This window comes from Streptomyces coeruleorubidus, assembly GCF_028885415.1.
Classification (GTDB): Bacteria; Actinomycetota; Actinomycetes; order Streptomycetales; family Streptomycetaceae; genus Streptomyces; species Streptomyces coeruleorubidus_A.
This window is the reverse complement of record NZ_CP118527.1, coordinates 4597450-4622191: the sequence shown is the minus strand read 5'-3', so window position 1 is coordinate 4622191 and position 24742 is coordinate 4597450. Positions and strand designations below refer to the sequence as shown.

General features: G+C 70.8%; 23 protein-coding genes. 11 read left to right on the top strand and 12 right to left on the bottom strand.

The features are described 5' to 3' along the window. The first annotated feature begins 219 nt into the window (after positions 1–219). Positions 220–939, top strand: coding sequence for a phosphatase PAP2 family protein (locus PV963_RS21505; protein WP_274817390.1), 720 nt, complete (start codon positions 220–222; stop codon positions 937–939). Between the two features lie 115 nt (positions 940–1054). On the opposite strand, the gene PV963_RS21500 is transcribed toward PV963_RS21505, so the two are convergent. Both PV963_RS21500 and PV963_RS21495 read right to left on the bottom strand, forming a co-directional pair. After that, positions 1055–2599 carry an FAD-dependent oxidoreductase gene (locus tag PV963_RS21500; protein ID WP_274817389.1) on the bottom strand — a complete coding sequence of 515 codons (1545 nt, stop codon included), beginning with the start codon at positions 2597–2599 and terminating at the stop codon, positions 1055–1057. An 86-nt stretch (positions 2600–2685) separates the two neighbouring features. After that, positions 2686–2856 (bottom strand): hypothetical protein, encoded by a 171-nt coding sequence (locus PV963_RS21495; protein ID WP_342456396.1) that lies wholly within the window; start codon positions 2854–2856, stop codon positions 2686–2688. Between the two features lie 138 nt (positions 2857–2994). On the opposite strand from PV963_RS21495, the gene PV963_RS21490 reads away from it, so the two are divergent. Both PV963_RS21490 and PV963_RS21485 read left to right on the top strand, forming a co-directional pair. Next, positions 2995–3846: a hypothetical protein gene (locus PV963_RS21490; protein WP_274817387.1), complete on the top strand. Its 852-nt coding sequence runs from the start codon at positions 2995–2997 to the stop codon at positions 3844–3846. A 91-nt stretch (positions 3847–3937) separates the two neighbouring features. Next, on the top strand, positions 3938–4108 hold the full coding sequence (locus PV963_RS21485) for a hypothetical protein (RefSeq protein ID WP_274822310.1): 171 nt from the start codon (positions 3938–3940) through the stop codon (positions 4106–4108). 7 nt (positions 4109–4115) lie between these two features. On the opposite strand, the gene PV963_RS21480 is transcribed toward PV963_RS21485, so the two are convergent. Beyond that, positions 4116–4484: a metal-sensitive transcriptional regulator gene (locus PV963_RS21480; RefSeq protein ID WP_274817386.1), complete on the bottom strand. Its 369-nt coding sequence runs from the start codon at positions 4482–4484 to the stop codon at positions 4116–4118. A gap of 239 nt (positions 4485–4723) precedes the next feature. Between PV963_RS21480 and PV963_RS21475 the strand changes: the two genes are divergently transcribed. Beyond that, positions 4724–5344: a DUF47 domain-containing protein gene (locus tag PV963_RS21475; RefSeq protein WP_010036288.1), complete on the top strand. Its 621-nt coding sequence runs from the start codon at positions 4724–4726 to the stop codon at positions 5342–5344. A 7-nt stretch (positions 5345–5351) separates the two neighbouring features. Then, positions 5352–6350: an inorganic phosphate transporter gene (locus PV963_RS21470; RefSeq protein WP_274817385.1), complete on the top strand. Its 999-nt coding sequence runs from the start codon at positions 5352–5354 to the stop codon at positions 6348–6350. 122 nt (positions 6351–6472) lie between these two features. On the opposite strand, the gene pstB is transcribed toward PV963_RS21470, so the two are convergent. The 7 genes from pstB to PV963_RS21435 form a co-directional block, all read right to left on the bottom strand. After that, positions 6473–7249 (bottom strand): phosphate ABC transporter ATP-binding protein PstB, encoded by a 777-nt coding sequence (gene pstB, locus PV963_RS21465; protein ID WP_274817384.1) that lies wholly within the window; start codon positions 7247–7249, stop codon positions 6473–6475. A 43-nt stretch (positions 7250–7292) separates the two neighbouring features. Continuing rightward, positions 7293–8354, bottom strand: coding sequence for a phosphate ABC transporter permease PstA (gene pstA, locus PV963_RS21460; RefSeq protein WP_274817383.1), 1062 nt, complete (start codon positions 8352–8354; stop codon positions 7293–7295). After that, the gene (gene pstC / locus PV963_RS21455; RefSeq protein WP_274817382.1) at positions 8351–9352 is read right to left on the bottom strand and encodes a phosphate ABC transporter permease subunit PstC; all 1002 of its coding nucleotides are present in this window, start codon (positions 9350–9352) and stop codon (positions 8351–8353) included. Before pstC ends, pstA begins: the two co-directional genes overlap by 4 nt. Positions 9353–9485: 133 nt before the next feature. Continuing rightward, entirely contained in the window at positions 9486–10613 is a 1128-nt protein-coding gene (pstS, locus tag PV963_RS21450; protein ID WP_274817381.1) for a phosphate ABC transporter substrate-binding protein PstS, read from the bottom strand. 240 nt (positions 10614–10853) lie between these two features. After that, positions 10854–11303 (bottom strand): NUDIX hydrolase, encoded by a 450-nt coding sequence (locus PV963_RS21445; protein ID WP_274817380.1) that lies wholly within the window; start codon positions 11301–11303, stop codon positions 10854–10856. After that, positions 11300–12430, bottom strand: a complete 1131-nt coding sequence (locus tag PV963_RS21440; RefSeq protein ID WP_274817379.1) for a CHAD domain-containing protein — start codon at positions 12428–12430, stop codon at positions 11300–11302. The genes PV963_RS21445 and PV963_RS21440 overlap by 4 nt, the downstream gene beginning before the upstream one ends. Beyond that, positions 12411–14777 carry an RNA degradosome polyphosphate kinase gene (locus PV963_RS21435; protein WP_274817378.1) on the bottom strand — a complete coding sequence of 789 codons (2367 nt, stop codon included), beginning with the start codon at positions 14775–14777 and terminating at the stop codon, positions 12411–12413. The genes PV963_RS21440 and PV963_RS21435 overlap by 20 nt, the downstream gene beginning before the upstream one ends. A gap of 153 nt (positions 14778–14930) precedes the next feature. Between PV963_RS21435 and PV963_RS21430 the strand changes: the two genes are divergently transcribed. From PV963_RS21430 to PV963_RS21410, 5 genes are read left to right on the top strand one after another with little or no spacing between them, the layout of a single operon-like run. Beyond that, positions 14931–15473, top strand: coding sequence for an RNA polymerase sigma factor (locus PV963_RS21430; protein WP_274817377.1), 543 nt, complete (start codon positions 14931–14933; stop codon positions 15471–15473). Further along, positions 15470–16306 carry a zf-HC2 domain-containing protein gene (locus tag PV963_RS21425; protein WP_274817376.1) on the top strand — a complete coding sequence of 279 codons (837 nt, stop codon included), beginning with the start codon at positions 15470–15472 and terminating at the stop codon, positions 16304–16306. The genes PV963_RS21430 and PV963_RS21425 overlap by 4 nt, the downstream gene beginning before the upstream one ends. Beyond that, positions 16303–17163, top strand: a complete 861-nt coding sequence (locus PV963_RS21420; protein WP_274817375.1) for an ABC transporter ATP-binding protein — start codon at positions 16303–16305, stop codon at positions 17161–17163. Before PV963_RS21425 ends, PV963_RS21420 begins: the two co-directional genes overlap by 4 nt. After that, positions 17160–18680, top strand: coding sequence for an ABC transporter permease (locus PV963_RS21415; protein ID WP_274817374.1), 1521 nt, complete (start codon positions 17160–17162; stop codon positions 18678–18680). Before PV963_RS21420 ends, PV963_RS21415 begins: the two co-directional genes overlap by 4 nt. Continuing rightward, the gene (locus PV963_RS21410) at positions 18668–19315 is read left to right on the top strand and encodes an ABC transporter (protein ID WP_425540929.1); all 648 of its coding nucleotides are present in this window, start codon (positions 18668–18670) and stop codon (positions 19313–19315) included. The genes PV963_RS21415 and PV963_RS21410 overlap by 13 nt, the downstream gene beginning before the upstream one ends. 307 nt (positions 19316–19622) lie before the next feature. Here the strand turns inward: PV963_RS21410 and PV963_RS21405 are convergent, their stop codons facing one another. After that, positions 19623–19928 (bottom strand): DUF6300 family protein, encoded by a 306-nt coding sequence (locus PV963_RS21405; protein ID WP_274817373.1) that lies wholly within the window; start codon positions 19926–19928, stop codon positions 19623–19625. Then, a complete protein-coding gene (dnaE, locus tag PV963_RS21400; protein WP_274817372.1) occupies positions 19925–23521 on the bottom strand; it encodes a DNA polymerase III subunit alpha in 3597 nt (1198 codons plus the stop codon). The genes PV963_RS21405 and dnaE overlap by 4 nt, the downstream gene beginning before the upstream one ends. 89 nt (positions 23522–23610) lie before the next feature. Here dnaE and PV963_RS21395 point away from each other — a divergent pair, with 89 nt between their 5' ends. Continuing rightward, the gene (locus tag PV963_RS21395; RefSeq protein WP_274817371.1) at positions 23611–24540 is read left to right on the top strand and encodes a LysR family transcriptional regulator; all 930 of its coding nucleotides are present in this window, start codon (positions 23611–23613) and stop codon (positions 24538–24540) included. Positions 24541–24742 lie beyond the last annotated feature (202 nt).

Sequence of the window (24742 nt, the reverse complement as noted above, 5' to 3'; positions counted from 1 at the left end):
TGCGAAGACGTGTCTCTCTTCGATAACGTCTCGGTGATCATTCGGTGGAGTGTGGAACGTATCAACGGGGACCATGCGTTCCTGGTGACGTAGCCGAGCAGACGTGAGTCGGCACGTGTCACGTACGCGTGCAGCGGAAGCGGATCTACAACCACGGGGGTGGCAGGAGCGGCGCACACACAGGTGCGCCGGGAGAGACGACGAAGGGGCCGCAGCATCATGGCTGGACTCGCCGAATCCGGGTCGAACCCCGACGTCGACCTGCTCTACGACATCAATGGCCTGGCCAAGGACGTGCCGCCGTGGTTCGACCGGGTCATGGAGTTCGTGGGCGAGTACGGGGTGTTGCTCGCCATGGTCCTGCTCGTGCTGTGGTGCTGGTGGTCCGTGCGGCGCCGGGGTGAGGAGGACGCGGCGTCCTCCGTCGCGGCGCTGGTCTGGGCACCGCTCGCGGCGGGGATCGCCGTGCTGGTCAACGTGCCGATACGGGGGTTCGTGGAGCGGCCCCGGCCGTTCCTCGACCATCAGGGGCTCGAGGTGCTCGTCAGCGGCAAGACCGACTACTCGTTCGTGAGCGACCACGCGACGATCGTCATGGCGATGGCGGTCGGGCTGTTCGTCGCGAACCGGAAGTTCGGGCTGGTCGCGTTGATGCTGGCCGTGTTCGGCGGGTTCATTCGCGTGTACATGGGTGTGCATTACCCGACCGATGTCGTGGGTGGGTTCGCGCTGGGGACGGCTGTGGCGTTGCTGTTGTCGCCGTTGGCTATGGCGCTGTTGACGCCGGTTACCCGGGCTGTCGAGCGGTCGCCTCGGGTGGGGTGGCTTGTGCGGGGCCGGGGGCGTGGGCGTGGGGCCGGCGACGGGGCGGATGCGGTGGTTCCTGAGGCTCGGAGTGAGCGGACTGCGGGGGCTTCTGAGCGGGACCTTGCTGCTTAGTTCTCGGCGTTTTTGCCGGGGCGGGGTGGGTGCGCAGCCCGGCGTAGCGGGGTGCCGCTGCGCCCACCCGTGCCGCCCCGGCGGCACGACTGCCCGCAGCTAGGTCAGCCGGCTCTCACAGCGCCTGGGGATACGTGAAGAAGCGAGTCGGGTCGTACTCGTTCTTCAGTTTTGTCAGGCGGGGTGCCGCGTCGCCGTAGTACGCCTTGCGCCAGTTGGTCAGGGTTGGGTCCGTGTAGTTCTGGTAGGCCGCGCCTGAGGCGTGGGGGCGCATGGACTTGTGGGCCGAGGTCAGCCAGGAGCGGGCCGTGGATCCCGTCGTGCCCGGGCGCCAGGAGGCGATGTACTGGGCCAGCATGCGGGAACGGCGGTGGACGAAGGCCGTGGAGGTCGGGGAGACGCGGTTCACCGCTCCGCCCAGGGCGGTGAGCGCGATGCTGCCGGTGCCGCCGCGTACCGACCTGATCTGGGACAGCAGTGTGCGGATGCCGGCCGCGGACAGGGAGCGGTCGAAGAAGTCCGACGCCGCGGCGTACGTCTCGCGGCCCAGCGCGCCCTGCGGGGAACGGCCCGGGGTGGAGCCGGGCAGATGGCACTGGGCGTCCGTCGGGAACGAGGAGCAGCCGGCGTACACCTCCATCGACTCCTCGTACGAGCGGCGCCGCAGGGAGACGCTGCTCGCCGGGGCGCCGACGCGGTCGGCGAGGCGGTCGACCGCGTTCTGGAGTTCGCCGTAGGTGCCGAGGGAAAAGGCCGCGACGGAGACGGTCGGGTTGCCGCCGGCGGCGCTCGCCAGGTGGAGGGACGACCAGATCTCGTCCGGCTGGGTCGGGCCCCACTCCTGCCAGGCCTTCACCACCGCGGCCGCCCTGGACCAGGGCCAGGACATGTACGCCGAGACGCCCTGCGGGGCCGGGTGGGTCTTGAAGCGCAGTTCCGTCACGACGCCGAAGTTGCCGTTGCCGGCGCCGCGCAGGGCCCAGAAGAGGTCCTTGTGTTCGCGGGCGCCCGCGGTGAGCTGCTTGCCGTCCGCGGTGATCAGGGTGGCCTGGGTGAGGCTGTCGCAGGTCAGGCCGTAGGCGCGGGAGACCACGCCGTGCCCGCCGCCGAGGGTGAGGCCGGAGACACCGACGGTGGGGCAGGAGCCGGCGGGGATCGTCATGCCCTTCGCGGTGAGGGCGCGGTAGACGTCGATGAGTTTGGCGCCGGCGCCGATCACCGCGGTGTTGCCGGAGGCCCGGACGCGGTTGAGTTTCGAGACGTCGATGATCAGGCGGCCGTCGCCGGAGGACCAGCCGGCGTAGGAGTGGCCGCCGTTGCGGATCGCCACGCGCAGGGCGTGGGCGCGGGCGTAGGCCAGGGCGGTGCGGATGTCGTCCGGGTGGGACACGTACGCGACCGCCGCGGGCTTGAGTGCGTCGAAGCGGGTGTTGTAGAGCTGCCGGGCCGTCTTCCAGTCGGCGTCGCCCGGGCGGATGAGGGGGCCGTCGAGATCGCGGGCGAGGGCGGACCAGTTGGCGGCGGTGGTCTTGGTGCTCGTGGTCCTGGCGGTGGTCGTGGCCCTGGAGCCGGTGTCCGATTTTGTGCAGGCGGTGGTGAGGGGGGTCGCGGCTGCGGCGATGCCCGCCGTGCCGACGGTGAGGAATGTGCGCCGTTCCATGGGGCCTCCCAGTGGTTCCGTCGAGGGAGACGGGGTGGTGGGGGTGAGGGTTCCATGGGGAGGCCCATCGCCGCAGCACGACTGCGTCAGCCGGCCACGTGCCTTTCCGCGTCCGTGCGCGCCTGCCTTCTCGCTCTTCTGGCCGGGCCGCGCCAGCCGCAGGTGCAGTGGGCCATGCAGAAGTGGCCCTTCTCCTTTGTAGTCGTGCGGTGTTCGGGGAGGTTGGGGGGAGCCTCCAGCCCGTCCTGCTGCGCCACGACAACCACGTTACCCAGCGCGGGTAAAGGCTTCGTATGCCGGCTCCGGCGGGCTCGCGTGACGGGGCCACATACCGGTCGTTAACCGGAACAACAAGGGGGCCCGTGACGGACGTACCGGCTGGGGGTAGGCAGGCGATGACTGGGCGGCAGCGGGAACGGCGGCACAGGCGGACGGGTGCGGCGGTCGTCGCGGCCGGCGTCGTGGCCGGGGTGGGGCTGGGGGCCGGAGGATGTGCGGGCGGTGACGCGGTGGCCGGGGACGCCCGTGGCGAGGACGCGGTCGTCGTGTTGCACCGGGCCGCGGACCGGCTGGTGGAGGCGGGGAGCTCGAAGGCCCGTACGTCGATGGAGATGGCCGCCGGCGGGACCCGGGTCACGATCCGGGGCGCGGGGGTCTACGACTACCGCAAGCGGATGGGGCAGCTGAAGGTGCTGCTGCCGCAGGATCCCGCGGGGGCCGCCGAGCGCCGGCCCATCACCGAACTGCTCGCGCCGGGAACGCTCTTCATGAAGAACCGGGGCGCCGGTGTGCCCCCGGACAAGTGGGTGCGGGTGGAGACGCGGACCCTGTCCGACGGGAACCTCGTCACCGGCGGGGCCACCGATCCGTTCGCGGCGGCCGAGGTGCTGCGCGGGACGCGGTCGGCGAAGTTCGTCGGCAGGACCGAGGTCGCGGGCACCGGGGTGCTGCACTACCGGGGCACGGCGGATCTCGGCGCTGCCGCGAAGAAGGCCTCCGCGGGCAACAAAGAGTCCCTGAGCGCGGCGGCGAAAGGGTTCGCCACGGCCGAAGTGCCGTTCGACGTCTACCTCGACGACGAGGGGCGCATCCGTAAGGTCCGGCACCGGTTCAGCTTCGTGGGCGGGCAGCAGAAGAGCCCCGTGGCCGTCGCCTCGACCACGTTGCTCTACGATTTCGGGGCCTCGGTGCGCGTACGCCTGCCGGACACCGACGACATCTACGCGGGCAAGATCGCCGAGGAGTGACCGGCGCGAACTAGCCCGTCCGTGCCATGCGCGGTGTGTAGGCCGCTCCCTACTCTAGGAAGTCGGCAGCGGCAGAGATGAGGTGATGCACGTGGCTCCGGTCGGCGGTACGGCAGTTCAGGACCACGTGGCCCTCGCCGAGATCGAGCTGTGCGGAGAGTTGATCATCGCGGCGTCGGCCGCTCACGAGGAGCGGCTCAGCCTGGAGAGCATCGACGAGGTGCTGAAGGTGGCCGAGGAGCGGGGCGCCTGCGCGGACTGAGGCCGACTCACGTCCGCAGCATGCGGGCGATCGCCTGGGTCGCCTCCTTCACCTTCGCGTCGATCTCGTCACCGCCCTTGCCGGCGGCGTCGGCGACGCAGTGGCGCAGGTGCTCCTCCAGCAGTTGCAGGGCGAAGGACTGAAGGGCCTTGGTGGAGGCGGAGACCTGGGTGAGTATGTCGATGCAGTAGACGTCCTCGTCGACCATCCGCTGCAGGCCGCGGATCTGGCCCTCGATGCGGCGCAGGCGCTTGAGGTGCTCGTCCTTCTGCTTGTGGTACCCGTGCACGCCTCGGTCGTGGTCGGTCACGACATCCGCTCCGGCGGTGACATCCGTGACATCCCCGGCATCCGTAACGTCGGTCACGTCCGTCATCGCGTCCTCCTGGTGGGCTGTGAGCCGACATATACCCCTGGCGGGTATATGGTACCGAACTTTGCTGGGTATATGCCTCTTGGCCGAAGCCTCGCGTAACGGCCTGATCCGACCCCTGGACCGCCCCCGTGCTCATCACTGTGCCTGATGGGCGACACTGGTGGGCGGCCCGATAGCCGTGGCCGGATGATGCGCCTAGCATCAGCCTGACCGAAACCGAAGCAAGCCGAGGACCCCACGTGCGCTTTCGTCTGACCCCCAGGGAGACGAGCTTCTACGACATGTTCGCCGCCTCTGCGGACAACATCGTCACGGGCTCGAAGCTCCTGATGGAACTGCTCGGGGCGGACGCTTCCGCCCGGGCCGAGATCGCAGAGCGTATGCGGGCAGCGGAACACGCAGGTGACGACGCCACGCACGCGATCTTCCACCAGCTGAACTCCTCGTTCATCACGCCGTTCGACCGCGAGGACATCTACTCCCTCGCCTCGTCCCTCGACGACATCATGGACTTCATGGAGGAGGCCGTCGACCTGGTCGTCCTCTACAACGTCGAGGAACTGCCCAAGGGCGTCGACCAGCAGATCGAGGTGCTGGCGCGCGCGGCCGAACTGACGGCCGAAGCGATGCCGCATCTGCGGACGATGGAGAACCTCACCGAGTACTGGATCGAGGTCAACCGGCTGGAGAACCAGGCCGACCAGATCCACCGCAAGCTGCTCGCGCACCTCTTCAACGGCAAGTACGACGCCATCGAGGTCCTGAAGCTCAAGCAGATCGTGGACGTGCTGGAGGAAGCGGCGGACGCGTTCGAGCACGTGGCGAACACGGTGGAGACCATCGCCGTCAAGGAGTCCTGAGCCCTTCATGGACACCTTTGCTCTGGTCGTGACCATCGGGGTCGCGCTCTTCTTCACGTACACCAACGGTTTCCACGACTCGGCGAACGCGATCGCCACGTCGGTGTCGACGCGGGCGCTCACGCCGAAGGCCGCGCTGGCCATGGCCGCGGTGATGAACCTCGTCGGTGCGTTCATGGGCTCCGGGGTCGCCAAGACCGTCAGCGAGGGGCTGATCCAGACCCCCGAGGGCTCGAAGGGGATGGGGATCCTCTTCGCCGCGCTCGTGGGTGCGATCACCTGGAACCTGATCACCTGGTACTTCGGGCTGCCGTCGTCCTCCTCGCACGCGCTGTTCGGCGGCATGGTGGGGGCGGCGCTCGCCGGTGGGACGACGGTCTACTGGCACGGGGTGCTGGAGAAGGTCGTCATCCCCATGTTCATCTCGCCGGTGGTCGGTCTGCTGGCCGGTTACCTGGTGATGACCGCGATCATGTGGATATTCCGGAAGGCCAACCCGCACAAGGCCAAGCGGGGGTTCCGGATAGCCCAGACCGTCTCGGCGGCCGGGATGGCGCTGGGGCACGGTCTGCAGGACGCGCAGAAGACGATGGGCATCGTGGTGATGGCGCTCGTCATCGCGGATGTCGAGGACTACGGCGATCCGATTCCGGTGTGGGTGAAGATCGCCTGTGCGGTGATGCTGTCGCTGGGCACCTACGCCGGTGGGTGGCGGATCATGCGGACGCTGGGGCGGAAGATCATCGAGCTGGATCCGCCGCAGGGGTTCGCGGCGGAGACGACGGGGGCGTCGATCATGTTCGCCACGGCGTTCCTGTTCAAGGCGCCGATCTCGACGACGCACGTCATCACGTCGGCGATCATGGGGGTCGGGGCGACGAAGCGGGTGAATGCCGTGCGGTGGGGTGTCGCCAAGAACATCATTCTGGGGTGGTTCATCACGATGCCGGCCGCTGCGCTGGTGGCTGCGCTGTCGTTCTGGGTCGTGAATCTGGCGTTCCTGTAGTCGTTGCCGGGCGCGGCCGAGTGAGTACGCGAACGGGCCCGCCCCTGGGAGAGGGGCGGGCCCTTTTCGGCCTCGCGGTGGCACCGCCATGCAGCACCGCGAGGGGTCTCGGCGGGGGTGGATCAGCCGAAGCGGCCGGAGATGTAGTCCTCCGTGGCCTGGACCGACGGGTTGGAGAAGATGCGCTCCGTGTCGTCGATCTCTATGAGCTTGCCGGGCTGGCCGACCGCCGACAGGTTGAAGAAGGCCGTACGGTCGGAGACGCGCGCCGCCTGCTGCATGTTGTGCGTCACGATGACGATCGTGAAGCGTTCCTTCAGCTCGCCGATCAGGTCCTCGATGGCGAGGGTGGAGATCGGGTCCAGGGCGGAGCAGGGCTCGTCCATCAGCAGGACGTTCGGCTCGACCGCGATCGCGCGGGCGATGCACAGACGCTGCTGCTGGCCGCCAGAGAGGCCGGAACCCGGCTTGTTCAGGCGGTCCTTGACCTCGTTCCAGAGGTTCGCGCCCTTGAGCGACTTCTCGACGATGTCGCTCAGCTCGCTCTTCTTGTAGTTGCCGTTCAGGCGCAGGCCCGCCGCCACGTTGTCGAAGATCGACATCGTGGGGAACGGGTTCGGGCGCTGGAACACCATGCCGACCTCGCGGCGCACGGACACCGGGTCGATGCCCGACCCGTAGAGGTCCTCGTCGTCGAGGAGCACCTTGCCCTCGACCCGGCCGCCGGACGTCACCTCGTGCATACGGTTCAGGGTGCGCAGGAACGTCGACTTGCCGCATCCGGACGGGCCGATGAACGCCGTCACCGAGCGCGGCTCGACGGTCATCGAGATGTCCTCGATCGCCTTGTGGGAGCCGTAGTAGGCGGTCAGTCCGCTTACGTCGATTCGCTTGGCCATTACTACTTCACTTCCAGACTCAGTCAGTCGCTGTATGGCCGCGTCAGCGACCGGTCTTCGGGGCCTTCCAGCGGGCGATCCCGCGGGCCACCAGGTTCAGGAGCATCACGAAGGCGATCAGGGTGAGCGACGCCGCCCAGGCACGGTCGTACGCCGCACCGGAGCCCGCGCTGTTCGCGTACTGCTGGTAGATGTACAGCGGCAGCGAGGCCTGCGCCCCCTCGAAGGGGTTGGCGTTGATGAACGCGTTGCCCCAGACCAGCAGCAGGACCGGCGCGGTCTCACCGGTGATGCGGGCGATCGACAGCATGATGCCCGTGGTGATACCGCCGAGGGAGGTCGGCAGGACCACCTTCAGGATCGTGCGCCACTTCGGGACGCCGAGCGCGAGGGAGGCCTCGCGCAGCTCGTTCGGGACGAGCTTGAGCATCTCCTCCGTGGAGCGGACGACGACCGGCATCATCAGGATGGCCAGGGCCAGCGAGCCGGCGAAGCCGAAGGGCTCCATGTCGAACATCAGCATGAGGCTGAGGATGAACAGACCCGCGACGATCGACGGGATACCGGTCATGACGTCGACGAAGAACGTGATGGCCTTGGAGAGGTTGCCCCGGCCGTACTCCACGAGGTAGATCGCGGTGAGCACACCGATCGGCGCGGCGATCACCGTGGCGAGACCGACCTGCTCCAGGGTGCCGAGGATGGCGTGGTAGATGCCGCCGCCGGGCTCGGTGTCGGCGACGACGCCCATGGAGTGCGTCAGGAAGTAGACGTCGAGGACCTTCACGCCGCGCACGATCGTCGACCACACCAGCGAGGCCAGCGGGATGACGGCGAGCAGGAAGGCGACCCAGACCAGGGAGGTCACCATGCGGTCCTTGGCCTGGCGCTTGCCCTCGACCATCGTGGCGATGGCGTACGAGGCGACGACGTAGAGGATCGCGGCGATCAGGCCCCACTGGACGCGGCTGTGCAGGCCGCCGGCGAGGCCGATGCCGATCGCGGCGGCGATCGAGCCGGCGGCGATGGCGTACGGGGACCACTTGGGCAGGCGGGCGCCGCGCAGGGTGCTGGGGCCCTTGGGGGTGACGGTTGCGGTGCTCATGCGTTGGCCCCCGAGTACTCCTTGCGGCGGGCGATGATCGCGCGGGCCGCGCCGTTGACCAGCAGGGTGATGACGAACAGGACCAGACCGGAGGCGATCAGCGCGTCCCGGCCGAACTCGGTGGCCTCACCGAACTTGCTGGCGATGTTCTGGGCGAACGTGCCGCCGCCCGGGTCGAGCAGGCTGGTCTGGATCAGGAAGGTCGGGGACAGCACCGTGGCGACGGCCATGGTCTCGCCGAGGGCGCGGCCGAGGCCGAGCATCGAGGCGGAGATGACGCCGGAGCGGCCGAAGGGGAGGACCGCCATGCGGATGACCTCCCAGCGGGTGGCGCCGAGCGCCAGGGCCGCCTCCTCGTGCATCTGCGGGACCTGCCGGAAGACCTCGCGGCTCACGTTGGTGATGATCGGCAGGATCATGATCGCGAGCAGGATGCCGACGGTCAGCATGGAGCGCGGGGCGCCGCCCTGCCAGGAGAAGATGCCGGTCCAGCCGAGGTAGTCGTTCAGCCAGCCGAAGAGGCCGTTCATGTGCGGCACGAGGACCAGCGCGCCCCAGAGGCCGTAGACGATGGACGGCACGGCGGCGAGCAGGTCGATCACGTAGGCGATGGGACCGCTCAGCTTGCGCGGGGCGTAATGCGTCAGGAACAGCGCGATGGCGACGGCGATCGGGACGGCGATCACCATGGCGACGATCGAGGAGACCACCGTGCCGAAGGCCAGGACGGCGATGCCGAAGTTCGGCGGGACGGCGTTGGTGTTCCACTCGAAGGTGGTCAGGAAGTTGCCCTGGTCCTTGCTGATCGCGAGGGAGGCGCGGTACGTGAGGAAGGCCGCGATCGCGGCCATGATCACCAGCAGCAGGATGCCGGAGCCGCGGGAGAGACCGAGGAAGATCCGGTCTCCCGGCCGGGTGGCGCCGCGCGCGGCGCGCTTGTCGATGGCGGGCGGCTGGGCGGGGGGAGGTGCGTCGGTTATCTGCGTGGATGTGTCCATCAGGTTCTCCGGTCTGCGGAGCCGTACGCGCTGTGCGGCGGCTCTGCGGAGCCGTACACGGGGTACGGCCACTGGCGGCGGTGCACCGGACGGTGCGGCCCGGCCCCGGGGAGGGGACCGGACCGCACTCGGATCAGCTCAGGCCCTCGATGGTGGTGCGGACCTGGGAGATGATGTCGTCGGGGATCGGCGCGTAGTCGTTCTCGGCGAGGATCTTCTGGCCTTCCTCGGAGGCGATGTAGCGCAGGAACGCCTTGGTGGCGGGCAGCGAGTCGGCCTTGTTGCCCTTGTCGCAGACGATCTCGTACGTGACGAGGACCATCGGGTAGGCGCCCTCGGCCTTGGTGCCGTAGTTCAGCTCCAGGGCGAGGTCCTTGCCCGTGCCGACGACCTTGGCCTCGGAGATGGCCTTGGTGGCGTTGTCGATGGTGGCCTTGACCGGCTGGGCGGCGCCCGTGTCGAGGTCGACGGTCTTCAGGCCGTCCTTGGCGTACGACAGCTCGAAGTAGCCGATGGCGCCGTTGGTCTGCTTCACCTGCTGGGCGACACCGGAGGAGCCGGAGGCGGACTGGCCGCCCTTGGCCTGCCAGGTCTTGCCGCCGTCGTAGGGCCAGTCCTTCTTGGCGGTGGCGATCAGGTACTTGGTGAAGTTGTCCGTGGTGCCGGAGTCGTCCGAGCGGTGGAACGCCTGGATCTTGAGGTTCGGAAGCTTCGCGTCGGGGTTCAGCTTCTTGATCTGCGGGTCGTTCCAGTTCTTGATCTCGTTGTTGAAGATCTTCGCCAGGGTCGGGGCGTCCAGCACGAGGTTGTCGACGCCGCTGACGTTGAAGCCGACCGCGATCGGGCCGCCGACCATCGGCAGGTCGATGCCCTGGCCGCCGGAGCAGACCTTCTTGGAGGCCGCGACCTCGTCGGGCTTCAGGGCGGAGTCGGAGCCGGCGAAGGCGACCTGGCCCTGGGTGAACGCGGTGATGCCGGCGCCGGAGCCGCCGCCCTTGTAGTTGATCTGCGTGCCCTGGCAGGCGGCGGTGAACTGCTTGACCCAGGCGTCGATCGCGTTCTTCTGCGCGGACGAGCCGTCGGCCAGCAGCTGGCCCTTGGCGTCGTCGCACTTGATGCTGCCGGGCTTGGGGGCCGCGGCGGAACCGCCGCCGCTGGTGCCGCCGGTGTCGTCGGAGCCGCACGCCGTGAGGGCCAGGGCGCCGGAGACGGCGAGAGCACCGAGAGCGAGGGCCCGCCGGTTCATGCGCTGAAGCTTCACTTGAGTTCCTTCCAGGAGCCGCCGTCCTGAATTCGGCGGCGTGCGAAGTTCTGAGTGACGCGACGCGGACGCGCACGGCAGGCGCGGCTCGCATCTGTTACGGCCGAAATTAGGCAGATCAGGTGAAGCCGCCGATGGCCGCAAATGAACGAGGGGTGAACCCCTGCCTAAGGTGTGGTTAGGTCACGGAATGCTTACGGGGAGAGCACGCGAGGGTTCCGCTTTCCGGACCTGAGGGGCTCAGTCCGGTTTTCTGGCCGGTTGTGGCCGGTTCAGTACGGTCAGCAGCGCGTCGAGCAAGGGCCGGTCGTGGGGCTGGGTGAGGCGGGCGCGAGCGGCGAAAGGTGTCAGCCACAGCACCCGGTCCACCTCGTCCGTCGGGGCGAACGCGCAGGACCTGGCCTCGGCCGCCCAGTAGCGGACCTGCTTGGGGCGGCCGTTCGCCAGATAGCGCAAGGTGGGCAGCTCGGCGCCCGGCACGGCCCGGCAGCCCGTCTCCTCCGCCACCTCGCGCAGGGCGCCGGCGAGCGGCTCCTCGCCGCGCTTCAGCTTGCCCTTCGGCCAGGACCAGTCGTCGTATTTCGGCCGGTGCACGAGGCAGACCTCCAGCCTGCCGGTGACGGGGGAGTGGCGCCACAGGACGCAGCCGGCCGCCTGAACGGTGGTGTCCTCGGGAGAGCCGGAGCTCACCGGGTACTCACCGCCTCCTTCTGCCAGGCCTGCTGGAACGCGAAGCGTGCCGCCTCCACCTCGTGCCGCTGGTCGGCGTGCAGGACGCCGAGGGCGTATGCCGTGGCCGGGGCGATACGCGGGGTACGGGCTGCCTGGGCCGCCGCTGCCGCCGCCTCCGAGGCGTCGCGGTGGCGGTTGAGGGCCTGGCCCGCGGAGAGCAGGCGCAGGTCGACGACCGAGGTGCCGTTGGGTTCGCCGCGGATCGCTTCGCGGGCGTAGCGGTGCAGGCGCAGGAGCAGGCGGACCTGGTGCCAGGGGGCGTCCTGCGGGTGCGGGACCGTGTCCGGAGACAGGCCGTGGACGAGGGCGGCGGCGTTGTACGGGTGGCCCGCGGTGAGGAGGGGGAGGGCGGCTACGGCGTCGGTGAGGCGGTCCTTCGCGGCGGTGGCCAGGGGGCGGAGGTCCGTGCCGGCCGCGGATCGGGTCAGGGGGACCTCGCTGGCCAGGACGGCGACCTTGTCCGCGATGGCGTGGAAGCGGCTGGAGCCGAGCGCTTGCAGGGCTGCGGAGTGGGCTCGGGTGCGGGCGAGGGTGAGCTGGCGGTCGAGTAGAGCGCCTGCTTTTGCTGCTCCCACTGTGAGGTTGCCGCGTTCTGTGGTGCTGGTCGGGGGGGTGCGCAGCTCGGCGTGACGAGGTGCCGCTCTCTGTGGGACGGGCGCCGCCCCAGCGGCACGACTGCCCGCAGCCGGGCTGGCTTCACCACCCACCTGGGCGGGCAACGCCGTGGAGCCCGACAAGCGGTGCAACGCGCCCAGCAGGCGTTCCAAGCGTGCCGTGTACGCGTGTTCCATGGCCAGGGTGCCTGAGACCCAGGCCAGTTCGGGGCGCATGCCCTCGCACCAGTCCGTGTCGAGGAGGGACTGGAACGTGTGCAGGCTGGCGCTGATGCGGCGGGCCGAGCGGCGGAGCGCGCGGGCCGCGTCGACGGACCCCTCCGAGCCGCTCGCCCCGGAACCGGTCTCCCGGTGCAGGCGCAGCGCGCGGAGGAACTCCGTGGCCTGGGCCCGCAGGTAGCCCGCGAGGGCGTCCCCGGTGGGGGCGGGGCCTGCCACGGGGTCCGTCGGGTCAAGGTGTTGCTGTGCCACGCCGGCGCCTCCGGGCGTCTATGAGCATCTCCTGGACGTTGCGCAGGGGCTGGCCGTCCGCGTCGGTCGCATGCCGGGTCCACTCGCCGTCCGGGCCGAGGCGCCAGGAGGCGGTGGCGTCGGACATGCCGGTCTCCAGCAGCCGGTTCAGGGCTGCCCGGTGCGCCGGGTCGGTGACCCGGACCAGGGCCTCTATCCGGCGGTCGAGGTTGCGGTGCATCATGTCGGCGCTGCCGAACCACACCTCGGGCTCGCCGCCGTTGCCGAAGGCGAACACGCGCGAGTGCTCCAGGAAGCGGCCGAGGATGGAGCGCACCCGGATGTTCTCCGACAGGCCCGGCACGCCCGGGCGCAGCGCGCAGATGCCGCGCACCCACACGTCCACCGGCACGCCCGCCTGGGCCGCGCGGTAGCAGGCGTCGATGACGGCCTCGTCGACCATCGAGTTGACCTTGATACGGACGTACGCGGGCCGCCCGGCGCGGTGGTGCTGGATCTCCTTGGTGATCCGCGCGACCAGGCCGTCGCGCAGCGACTTGGGCGCCACGAGCAGACGGCGGTAGGTCTCCCGGCGGGAGTAGCCGGAGAGGCGGTTGAAGAGGTCCGAGAGGTCCGCGCCGACCTGCGGGTCGGCCGTGAGCAGGCCGAGGTCCTCGTAGAGGCGGGCCGTCTTCGGGTGGTAGTTGCCGGTGCCGACGTGGCTGTAGCGGCGCAGCGTCTCGCCCTCCTGGCGGACCACCAGCGACAGCTTGCAGTGGGTCTTCAGGCCGACCAGGCCGTAGACGACGTGGCAGCCGGCCTCCTCCAGCTTGCGCGCCCACTTGATGTTGGCGTGCTCGTCGAAGCGGGCCTTGATCTCGACCAGGACCAGGACCTGCTTGCCGGTCTCGGCGGCCTCGATGAGCGCGTCGACTATGGGGGAGTCGCCCGAGGTCCGGTACAGGGTCTGCTTGATCGCGAGGACGTCCGGGTCGCCGGCCGCCTGCTCCAGGAAGGCCTGGACGGAGGTGGAGAACGAGTCGTACGGGTGGTGCAGCAGGACGTCCCGCTCGCGCAGGGCGGCGAAGATGTCCGGCGCGGACGCCGACTCGACCTCGGCGAGGTCGCGGTGGGTGCCGGCGACGAACTTGCGGTACTTCAGCTCCGGCCGGTCGAGGGAGGCGATCCGGAACAGGCCCGTGAGGTCCAGGGGCCCCGGCAGCGGGTACACCTCGGCCTCGCTGATCTTCAGCTCACGCACCAGCAGGTCAAGGACCTCGCGGTCGATGGACTCCTCGACCTCCAGGCGCACCGGCGGGCCGAAGCGGCGCCGCATGAGCTCCTTCTCCAGGGCCTGGAGCAGGTTCTCGGCGTCGTCCTCCTCGACCTCCAGGTCCTCGTTCCTGGTGAGGCGGAAGGCGTGGTGCTCCAGCACCTCCATGCCCGGGAACAGCTCCTCCAGGTGGGCGGCGATGACGTCCTCGATGGGGACGTATCGGCCCGGGGAGCTCTCCAGGAAGCGGGACAGCAGCGGCGGCACCTTGACGCGGGCGAAGTGCTTGTGGCCCGTGACCGGGTTCCGTACGACGACGGCCAGGTTCAGGGACAGGCCCGAGATGTAGGGGAAGGGGTGGGCCGGGTCGACCGCCAGCGGGGTCAGCACGGGGAAGATCTGGTGCCGGAACAGGGTGAACAGGCGGGCCTGCTCCTTCTCCTGGAGCTCGTTCCAGCGGACCAGGTGGATGCCCTCCTCCGCGAGTGCGGGGGCGACGTCCTCGTGGTAGCAGGCGGCGTGCCGGGCCATGAGCTCGCGGGAGCGGGCCCAGATCATCTCCAGCACCTCGCGCGGCTGGAGGCCGGAGGCGGAGCGGGTGGCCACGCCGGTGGCGATACGGCGCTTCAGACCGGCCACCCGGACCATGAAGAACTCGTCCAGGTTGCTGGCGAAGATCGCGAGGAAGTTGGCCCGCTCCAGCAGAGGAGTGTTCGGGTCCTCGGCGAGTTCGAGAACGCGCTCGTTGAACGCGAGCCAGCTGCGCTCCCGGTCGAGGAAACGGCCCTGTGGCAGCTGGGGCCCGTCGTACGGCGACTCCTCGTAGGCGTCGAGGTCGGCGTCGATGTCGGGTTCGAGTTCGGAGACGGCTGCCGCGATGGTGTGCGGGCGGTGGGCTGCTATGGAGCCCACGGAGGGCTGCGCGTGCTGGACCTGTGCCTGGGTGTTCGGCTGGCTCATGGACCCATTCTTCCGCGCCGCGAGCATCACGGGCGCGTCGGAAAGCGCGGGCGGGAGCGGGGGCGTCACATGAGTGTTCCCGTTCCTCCCAGGCCCCTCTCGGGGCGGTGAAGGCTCTGGCACGGCGGGAGTCATTGGCCGAGCGTCGCAAGCTCGTCTGAATCGATGGTTACGGCGACATGACGTGTGGGATAGCGCAGGGCGGCTCGCGGGGGTGCCTCCGGCGCCGGCCGGAAAGTCGGGCGTGCTTTCGTGAACCGGTCGAACGGGGTCGTCCGATGAGGAGACGTGAGCGAAACGAGAAGCGACGGGGAGCTGCTGCGGGCCGTTGCCGCGGACGCCGACCGGCGTGCCTTCGAGGAGCTGTACCGGCGGTACGCGCCGTGGCTTCGTGCCCGGCTGCGGGGCCGGTGCGCCGACGTGGGTGTCGTCGACGACGTCGTGCAGGAGACGTTCCTCGCGGTGTGGCGGGGCAAGGCCCGCTACCGGGAGGAGGGCGATGTGGCCGGGTGGCTGTGGCGCATCGGGTCGCGGCGGCTGGTGGACGCGCTGCGCGGTGACGGGGCGCGCGGGCGGCTGCGGCAGGCGCTGGCGCGGCTGCGGCACCGGGACGAGGTGTCGGCGGAGGAGCGCGTGCTCGCGGGGGTGGAGCACGGGGACCTCGCCGGCGCGCTGGTCCGACTGTCGCCGGAGCTGCGGGCGGTGCTGCAGGCGACCGTCATCGACGGCCTGACGACCCGGGAGGCCGCCGTGCTGCTGGGGATTCCGCCGGGGACGGTCAAGACGCGGGCGATGCGGGCCCGCAAGCAGTTGCGGGAGGCGTTGGCATGAGCTGGCACGTGCCTGAAGAGGATCTGCGCGCCTACGCGCGCGGCGAGCTGGCGGCACCGGCTCTGTGGTCCGCCGACGCGCACCTGGGCGCCTGTGCCGCGTGCCGGGGCGTGCTCGCCGAGGTGAGTGACCCGGTCGCGCTCGACGCGGGGTGGGAGCGGCTCGACGCCGAGCTCGACGCGCCCCGGGCGGGGGTGCTGGAGTCGCTGCTGGTGCGCATCGGGGTCGCCGGGCACACAGCGCGGCTGCTGGCGGCGGCGCCGGTGCTGCGGCGGTCGTGGCTGGGGGCCGTCGTCGTCGTACTGCTGCTGAGCGTCGGGGCGGGGCACGCCCCGCACAGCGGGGAGTTCCCCACGCTGTTCCTCGCTCTCGCGCCGCTGCTGCCGCTGGCGGGGGTGGCGCTGTCGTACGGGCCGGCGCTGGATCCGACGTACGAGATGGCCGTCGTCGCGCCGATGCACGGGTTCCGGCTGCTGATGATCCGGACGGTGGCCGTGCTGGGCGTGGTGCTGGGGCTGAACGGGCTCGCGACGCTCGCGCTGCCCGAGTACGGGCTGCGGGCGCTGGCCTGGCTGCTGCCCGCGCTCGCGCTCACCGCGACCGGGCTGGCGCTGACGCCCCGGCTGGGGCCGGTGCTCGCGCCGTCGCTGGCCGGCGGGGCGTGGGTCGGGCTGCTGGTGCTGGCCGAGGCGCTGCGGGCGGGGCCCGAGGTGCCGCTCGCGCCGTTCACCGTCGCCGGGCAGGGCGTGGCGGCGCTGGTCGCCGCACTCGCCGCCGGGCTGCTCTTCCTTTTCCGTGACCGCTTCGATCTCTTCCAGGGACGTGCCGTATGACTCCGACCGTGTCCGCTTCCGGGCTCAGCCTCCGCTACGGCGGCACCCGCGCCCTCGACGACGTGTCACTGCGGCTGACCCGCGGCGTCACCGGGCTGCTCGGGCCCAACGGCGCCGGCAAGACCACGCTGCTGCGGGTCCTCGCCACGGCCCTGCCCGCCGACCGGGGCGCCTTCACCGTGCTCGGGCACGACCCGGGCACCGCGCGGGGCAGGCAGGAGGTGCGGCGCCGGCTGGGCTACCTGCCGCAGACGCCGGGGTTCCACCCGGACTTCACCGCCTTCGAGTTCGTCGACTACGTGGCGATCCTGAAGGAGATGACCGACCGGGCCGCCCGGCATCGCGAGGTGCGGCGGGTGCTCGACGAGGTGGGGCTGGCCGACGTGCGGGGCAAGCGGATCCGCAAGCTGTCCGGCGGCATGCGGCAGCGGGTCGCCCTGGGCGCCGCCCTGGTCGGTGATCCCGGCTTCCTGGTGCTGGACGAGCCCACCGTCGGGCTGGATCCCGAACAGCGCATGCGGTTCCGGGAGCTGATCGCGGGGGCCGGGGAGGGGCGCACGGTGCTGCTGTCCACCCACCAGACGGAGGACGTGGCGATGCTCTGTCACCGGGTGCTGGTCATGGCCGGCGGCCGGGTCCGGTTCGAGGGCACTCCGGCCGAGCTGACGGCGCGGGCCGCCGGGCGGGTGTGGAGCAGCACGGAGCGCGATCCGGACGCCAAGGCGGGGTGGCGTACGGGGACCGGGGCCTTCCGGAACGTGGGGGATCCGCCGGACGGGGCCGAGCTCGTCGAACCCACCCTGGAGGACGGTTACCTGCTCACCCTCGACGGTGACGCCGTGGGGGTGGCGGCATGACCGCGGTGGTGGAGAAGCCGGTCCGGTCCGCCGAGCGGGACGAGCCTGGCGGGGCCCGGGCCGCCGTGTTCGCCCTGGCCCTGTTCGAGACGCGCCGGCTGCTGACGAGAGTGCCGGTGATCATCGCCTTCCTCGTGTACCTCGGCTGGACCGTGTGGCGCGGCGGGAAGGACTGGGACGGCTACCCGGCCCTCCAGGACGTCGACCGCGCCACCCAGAGCGCGCCGATGCTGGTCGGCCTCGCGGTCCTGCTGTCCGTCAACCTCGCCGCGCTGCGCTCGCGACGGCACGGGACGGAGCAGCACTTCGCGGTGCTGGTCCTCCCGCCGTGGCGGCGTACGGTCGCCCACGCGCTGTCGGTCGTGGCCGCGGCCCTGTTCACGGCCGTGTGCGTGGCCGCGCAGTTCGGCCGGGAGGCGCTCAGGCCCGGGGCGATCGGGCACGGTTCGGTGGCCGAACTGCTCGTGGGACCGCTGACCGTGTTGCTGTCCGGGCTGGTCGGGCTGCTCATGGCCGGGCTGGTGAGGTCGGCGATCGCCGCCCCGCTGACGGTGGTGTTCTTCCTGTTCTTGTTCATGTTCTTCACGGGCGGCACGAGCGACGGCGGGACCCGGTGGCTCATGCCGGTGGTCGTCGAGCCGACCGCCAGTACGTTGCCGTCCGACCTGATGGGCCGGCCCGCCGCCTGGCACGCGCTGTATCTGGCCGGGCTGGCGCTGTGCGCGGGACTGCTGGCGGTGCTGGTCGCCGGCGGCCGCAAGCCGGTGGTGATGACCGGGGTCGCCGGGGCGGTGGCCATGACGCTGGTGGGCGGAGTCGCCCAGGCCGGCGGCGACTCGCCCGAGCTGGTCAAGGCCCGGGAGCGGGCCACGGTCAACCCGGACCAGGTGCAGTCCTGTGTCCGGCGGGACGGGTCGACGTACTGCGCGTTCCCCGAGTGGGGACCGAGGGTCGCGGACTGGGCCGGAGTCGTGGACCGGGTGCGGTCCCTGGCCGGTGGCAGCGCCCATGAGCAGGACGTCGTCGTACGCCAGCGGGTCGAGGCCCGTTACGGGCTCTCCGGCGATGGTGCGCTGATGCCCTTGGAGCGTCCGCACGAGGTGACCGTGCGCACCCGGTGGGGCGGAAACCGCGTCCCCGAGTTCTCGGCGGCCGTGGCCGGGGTGCTCGTCGCGGGGAACGAGAAGGCGTCGACGTCGATGTGCGACGGCCGCATGGTCACCGTCATGTGGCTGGCCCTGGGCTGGGAGTCCGACCCGATGGCGGCGCTGCGCCGCGTCCGCCTCGACGACAGTGTGACCGGCTCGGCCTTCGTGCTCCAGCCGACGGACGGGATGTACATGACGGCCGCCCAGACGGAGGTCCTGCGCGAACTGCTCGACCGGCCCCGGGGCGAGGTCACCGCGCGCGTGAAGTCCCAGTGGGCCGAGCTGACCGCGCCGAAGGTGACGGCGGCCCGGGCGGCACATCTGCTGGGCGTGCGCGCGCCCGAGGGGGACGACAAGTGCTTCGAGTGACACGGGAGTTGATCCTCCCGGTCTGCCGAACCCTCTCCCTGGGCGTGATCGGCACGGCAGGCGCGGCGGGACTGCTGCTCGCCGCGCTCCCCCGGATCACCGGCGAGACGGGCGAACGCCTCTGCCTGCACCTGCTGCGGGGCGCGGTCCTGGCCTTCGCGCTGGGCCTGGTGTTCCTCCTGGACGACCCGGCCCGGCACACCACGGCCACCGTGCCGACCCCGCGCCCGGTCCGCGTCGCGCTGCGAGTTGCCCTCGTCGTCCCGGCCACGGCGGCCTGGTGGACCGCGGCACTGCTGCTCGTGCCGCCGGACCTACGGCCCCCGGTCGCCGACATCACGCTGGAGGCAGGGGCCGCCTTTGCCCTGGCGGTGGCCGGTGCGGCGGTCGCGGTGCGGTTCAGCGACGTCACGCACCCCGGACCCCGGGTCGCGGCCGGCCTGCTGACCTCGGCGGTACTGGTCAAGCTGTTCTGGCCCGGGAGGTGGGCGCTGTTCGTGCCGGTGGAGGACGACCGGTGGGCGGCGGCGCACGAGCGGTGGGCGGTGGTGCTGGCCGGGGCCGTGCTCGTGGGAGTGCTGGGTGCGGTGGAGCCGTTGCGGCGGTGGTCGTGGCGTGTGACGCGGGGTGGGTGAGCTGGTCTGCGGGGCGTCGGTCCGGTTGGGTCCGGGCGTGGGGTGCTGGGTGGGTGAGTTGGTCTGAGGGGCAGTGGCCTGGCGTGTGGCGCCAGGCGCTGACTCTGGGTGGCTGGTCGGAGGCCGTTGGTCGGGTTGTGTCCGGGCGTGGGGTGCCGGGTGGGTGAGCTGGTCTGCGGGGCAGTGGTCCGGGTGTGGCCCGGCGTGTGGCGGTGAGCCGGTGACGGGATGCCGGGCACGGGGGCTACCGGTCACCGGTCCGCCACCGTGCCGGTGGGCCGCTGACGTGGCGCCGGGCATGGAGCGGCTACAGGTGACCGGTCCGCCAGCGGGCCTCTTCCTCGGCGAGGGCGGTGGGATCGGGGGTGCGGTGGCGGACGGCGGTCAGCCAGTCGGTGATGAGCCCCGCGAGCCGGGCCGGCTGTGGCGGGCCGTCCTCGGCGAGCAGGGCCGGCAGCCGTCCGGCCGCGGGATCGTCCGCGTCGCAGGTGCCGCACAGAACCGTCTCCTTGAGGCCCTCGACCGGGGCTCCGGCGGTGTTGTGCCAGGTGTGCGGGTAGCGGGCGGACAGCAGGGCCGGTGCCGCGCAGCGGGCGCAGACCAGCGGGGTCACGCGAGGCCCACCCAGGCGTCCGCTCCGAAGGCGCCCTTCACGTCGGAGGCGACGGTGGCGGGGTCCACCGTGGTGTCCAGGGCGTAGACGGTGGTCGTGCGGGAGCCGCGGACCCGGAGGCGGACGGGGGTGTCGCCGGGGTGGTCGGTGAGGATCCGCCGCAGTTCGCTCACGGACTGCCGGGTGATGCGGTGCGCGGGCAGGGCGAGGTGGACCGGAGGCCTGCCGCTGTGCTCGGCAGGCGACACGTCCAGCACGGCGATTTCCTTGCCGAAGAGGCTCAGCGTGCCGTCGCGGTCCTCGATCCTGCCGCGTACGGAGACGACGTCGTCCTCGGTGAGCGCGTGCTGGACGAGCTGGTATACGGCGGGGAAGAACAGCACCTCGATGCCGGCGTCCCGGTCGGTGAGCTGTACGACGGCCCAGGCGTTGCCCTGCTTGGTCACCTTGCGTTGCACACCGGTGATCAGCCCCGACAGCCGTACCTCCCCGGAGGTGCGGCCGGAGGCGAGGAGTTCGGCGATGGAGCAGTCACGGGCGGCGGCGAGGATCCGTTCGGCACCGTCCAGCGGGTGGGCGGAGACGTACAGGCCCAGCATCTCCCGCTCGGTGGACAGCAGTTGGCGGCGGGGCCACTCCTCCTCGCCCACGGGGAAGTCGAGACCGAAGGCGGGACCGGCCTCCTCGGCCGCGCCCAGTCCGGCGAACAGGTCGTCCTGGCCGAAGCTCGCGGCCTTCTTCACCGGGATGACCGCGTCGACGGCGGCCTCGTGCACGGCGGTCAGGCCCTTGCGGGAGTGCCCGAGCGAGTCGAAGGCGCCCGCCTTGATCAGTGACTCCACCGCCCGCTTGTTCAGGGCGGGCAGGCCGGCCTTGTGCAGGAAGTCGGAGAAGGAGGTGAACCGCCCGTTGCGGCGGCGGGCGTCGATGACGGCCTCGATGACGTTGTCGCCGACGTTGCGCACGGACCGCAGCCCGAACCGTACGTCGTCACCGATCGCGGTGAACTCCGCCACCGACTCGTTGATGTCGGGCGGCAGCACCCGGACGCCGTTCGCGCGGGCGTCGGCGAGGTAGAGCGCGGCCTTGTCCTTGTCGTCGCCGACCGAGGTGAGCAGCGCTGCCATGTACTCGGCCGGGTAGTTGGCCTTGAGGTAGGCGGTCCAGTAGGAGACGAGGCCGTAGCCGGCCGTGTGGGACTTGTTGAAGGCGTAGCCGGAGAACGGCAGCATCACGTCCCAGAGGGCCTTGACCGCCTCGTCGGAGTAGCCGTTCGCCGTCATGCCGCCGTGGAACTTCTCCCACTCGGCGGCCAGCACCTCGGGTTTCTTCTTGCCCATCGCCCGGCGCAGCATGTCCGCGCCGCCCAGGGTGTAACCGGCGAGCTGCCGGGCGATGGCCATGATCTGTTCCTGGTAGACCAGCAGGTGGTGGGTGGAGCCGAGGATCGGGTCGAGGGCTTCCTCCAACTCCGGGTGGATCGGGGTCGCGGCCTGCTTGCCGTTCTGGCGCAGGGCGTAGTTGGTGTGGGCGTTGGCGGCCATCGGGCCGGGCCGGTACAGGGCGTTGGCGGCGGCGATGTCCTCGAACCGGGTGGGGGCCATCGCCTTGAGCAGGGCGCGCATGCCGCCCGAGTCGAGCTGGAAGACGCCGAGCGTGTTGGCCTCGGCGAGCAGCCGGTAGGTGCGGGCGTCGTCCAGCGGGATGACGACCGTGTCCGGGTCGCCGTCGCCGGGGTCGACGGTGGCCGGCCGGATGCCCCGGTTCTCCCGGACGTTGGCGATGGCCTGGTCGATGACGCCCAGGTTCCGCAGCCCCAGGAAGTCCATCTTCACCAGGCCCATCGCCTCGCACGACGGGTAGTCGAAGCCGGTGATGCGCGCGCCGTCCAGGGCCCGCAGATGCAGCGGGATGCGGTCGGTCAGCCGCGTCTTGGACAGGATCACCGCGGCGGCGTGCACACCGGTGCCGCGGGTCAGGCCCTCCACGCCCCGGGCCGTGTCGATCACCCGCCGCACGTCCGGCTCGCTCTCGTACAGCTGCCGGATCTCGCCGGCCTCCGGATAACGCGGGTGGGAGGAGTCGAAGACGGCGTCCAGCGGGGCGGGTTTGCCGTTCTGGTCGGGCGGGAGCGCCTTGGTGATGCGCTCGCCGTGGGCGAAGGGATAGCCCAGGATGCGCGCGGAGTCCTTGATGGCGTTCTTGGCCTTGATCCTGCCGAAGGTGTTCACCAGGGCCGTGTACTCGTCGCCGTACTTGTCGATGACGTAGCGGACCATGCGGTCGCGCTGCCGGTCGTCGAAGTCGAGGTCGACGTCGGGCGGGTTGATGCGCTCGGGGTTGAGGAACCGCTCGAAGAGCAGCCCGTGTTCCAGCGGGCACAGCTCGGTGATGCGGGTCGCGTACGCGACGAGGGAGCCGGTGGCCGACCCACGGCCCGGGCCGAGCGGGATGCGGTTCTCGCGGGCGTACCGGCAGATGTCCGCCACGACGAGGAAGTACGAGCTGAAGCCCATCGGCCCGATGACCGACATCTCGGTCTCGAACCGCTCCAGAACGTGCGCCGGCACCGGATCCCCGTACCGCAGGGCCAGTCCCTTCAGGACCTCCTTCCGCAGCCACGACTCCTGTGTCTCGCCCTCCGGCACGTCCGGGAACAGCGGCATCTCGTCGACATGGTCGAAGACCTCGTCGTACGACCCGACGCGCTCGGCGATCAGCAGGGTGTTGTCACAGGCCTCGGGCAGGTCGGCGAAGAGGGCGCGCATCTCGGCGGCCGACTTCAGGTAGTAGCCGGAGCCGCTGAAGCGGAAGCGGCGCGGGTCGTCCTTGTTCTTGCCGACGCCGATGCACAGCAGGTTGTCGTGGGCGTCGGCCTGGTCCTCGGTGACGTAGTGGGCGTCATTGGTGGCCAGGAGCGGGATGCCCAGCTCGCGGGCGAGACGCAGCAGCCCGTCGCGGACGTCGCGTTCGATGGCCAGGCCGTGGTCCATCAGCTCCAGGAAATAGTTCTCCCGGCCGAAGATCTCCTGGTAGGCGCCCGCGGCGGCCCTGGCCTCGTCGTACTGTCCGAGCCGCAGGCGGGTCTGGACCTCCCCGGAGGGGCAGCCGGTGGTGGCGATGATTCCCTCCGGCCGCTCGGCGATCAGCTCCCGGTCCATGCGCGGCTTCCCTGCCGGGAACTGGCCCTCGTAACTGGCCTGTGTGCTGAGCCGGAACAGGTTCCGCAGCCCCCGGGCGTCATGGGCCCACATGGTCATGTGCGTGAACCGGCCGCCGCCGGAGACGTCCTTCGACCCCTCGCCGTCCTCACCGACGGCCCGGCGCCCGCCCGGCCCCCAGAACTCCTGCCGTCGCGAGAACCGGGAGGAGGGCGCCACATACGCCTCGATCCCGATGACCGGCTTGACGGCCCCGAAGCCCTTCGCGGTCTGCGCGAACTCATAGGCCCCGAACATGTTCCCGTGGTCGCTCATCGCGATCGCGGGCATGCCCTGCCGGGCGACCTCGGCGAACATCGGCTTCAGCTTCTGTGCGCCGTCGAGCATGGAGTATTCCGTATGGTTGTGCAGATGAACGAAAGAGCTCGGCATTCTCCGCATGAAACCGGGTGTGAGCTCGCTAGATCAAACAACCAGTCGGCTTGGAAGACAACTGTCGGTTGTAAGGCTAGAGTGTTGTCGTGGACCTCAAAGCCGTACGAGCCTTCGTGGCGATCGCCGATGCCGGGCAGTTCCAGAAGGCCGCCGTGGATCTGTCGCTCACCCAGCAGGCGGTCTCCAAGCGGATCGCCGCGCTGGAGAAGGACCTGGGGGTGCGGCTGCTGGTGCGTACGCCGCGTGGAGCGGAGCTCACCATCGACGGGCAGGTGCTCCTGCCGCACGCCCGGGCCCTCCTCCAGGCGGAGGAGCGGGCGGTGGCAGCAGTTCGCCCCGGGGGACGCGCGCTGCGGGTGGACGTCGTGGGGCGCCGGGTCGCCACGGCCGGACTGGTACGGGACTTCCACCGGGCGCATCCGGAGATCGCCCTGGACGTCGTCACGCTCTTCGACGCGGATACGGCGGTGGCCGCCGTGCGGGACGGAGCCGTCGACGCCACGTTCCGAGCCGTCACCATGCCCGGGCACCGGCTCCCCGACGGCATCGAGGCCGTCCCCGTCCTGGACGAACCGCTCCGCCTGTGCGTCGGCCCCGACCACGAGTTCGCCCGAGCCGCCTCGGTGACACCCGCGCAACTGGCCGGGCACCGGATCTGGATGCCGGGCAACGCACCCGGCACGGAGTGGTCCGCCTACTACGACGAACTCGCCGAGACCTTCGGCCCGGCCATCGTCACCATCGGCCCCAACTTCGGCGTCGAGGCCCTCCTCGACACCATCGCGGGCTCCTCGACCCTGGCGACCTTCCTCAGCGAACGAACCCCGCTGGTCTGGCCGGCCGACCACGACCTGCGCCTCGTGCCCGTGTGCGACCCGACCCCGGTCTACCCGCACTCCCTCCTCTGGCGCACGGACAATCCGCATCCCGGCCTGGCAGCCCTGCGCGACCATCTGTCGGCGACGCGCCCGCTTCTTACGGAGGGGGAGGTCTGGAAGCCGAGTTGGGCGAGGTGAGCCGGGAGTCGAGAGGAACTGTCGGGGCCGCCCGCTTCTTGGCCAGTGTCGTGCTTCCACGACCCGAGTAAAGGGCGCTCCGCGTCGCCTTCGGCGATCGGCCTCCGGCCGCCCCTTGACTCGGCTCGCTCCAGCACGGGGGAGAAGCGAGCGGGCGGCCGGGGGAGGAACGGGTGGCCAGGTCCGCCGGCCTCCCCCGCCA

What these genes read in the sequence shown, in the direction of transcription:
- PV963_RS21505 (WP_274817390.1), top strand. Translation starts at nt 220, where the DNA reads ATGGCTGGACTCGCCGAATCCGGGTCGAACCCCGACGTCGACCTGCTC.
- PV963_RS21500 (WP_274817389.1), bottom strand. Translation starts at nt 2,599, where the DNA reads ATGGAACGGCGCACATTCCTCACCGTCGGCACGGCGGGCATCGCCGCA.
- pstA (WP_274817383.1), bottom strand. Translation starts at nt 8,354, where the DNA reads ATGAGCACCGCAACCGTCACCCCCAAGGGCCCCAGCACCCTGCGCGGC.
- PV963_RS21420 (WP_274817375.1), top strand. Translation starts at nt 16,303, where the DNA reads ATGACTCCGACCGTGTCCGCTTCCGGGCTCAGCCTCCGCTACGGCGGC.
- pstB (WP_274817384.1), bottom strand. Translation starts at nt 7,249, where the DNA reads ATGGCCAAGCGAATCGACGTAAGCGGACTGACCGCCTACTACGGCTCC.
- PV963_RS21490 (WP_274817387.1), top strand. Translation starts at nt 2,995, where the DNA reads ATGACTGGGCGGCAGCGGGAACGGCGGCACAGGCGGACGGGTGCGGCG.
- PV963_RS21470 (WP_274817385.1), top strand. Translation starts at nt 5,352, where the DNA reads ATGGACACCTTTGCTCTGGTCGTGACCATCGGGGTCGCGCTCTTCTTC.
- PV963_RS21415 (WP_274817374.1), top strand. Translation starts at nt 17,160, where the DNA reads ATGACCGCGGTGGTGGAGAAGCCGGTCCGGTCCGCCGAGCGGGACGAG.
- PV963_RS21480 (WP_274817386.1), bottom strand. Translation starts at nt 4,484, where the DNA reads ATGACGGACGTGACCGACGTTACGGATGCCGGGGATGTCACGGATGTC.
- pstC (WP_274817382.1), bottom strand. Translation starts at nt 9,352, where the DNA reads ATGGACACATCCACGCAGATAACCGACGCACCTCCCCCCGCCCAGCCG.
- PV963_RS21435 (WP_274817378.1), bottom strand. Translation starts at nt 14,777, where the DNA reads ATGACTCCCGCCGTGCCAGAGCCTTCACCGCCCCGAGAGGGGCCTGGG.
- dnaE (WP_274817372.1), bottom strand. Translation starts at nt 23,521, where the DNA reads ATGCCGAGCTCTTTCGTTCATCTGCACAACCATACGGAATACTCCATG.
- PV963_RS21425 (WP_274817376.1), top strand. Translation starts at nt 15,470, where the DNA reads ATGAGCTGGCACGTGCCTGAAGAGGATCTGCGCGCCTACGCGCGCGGC.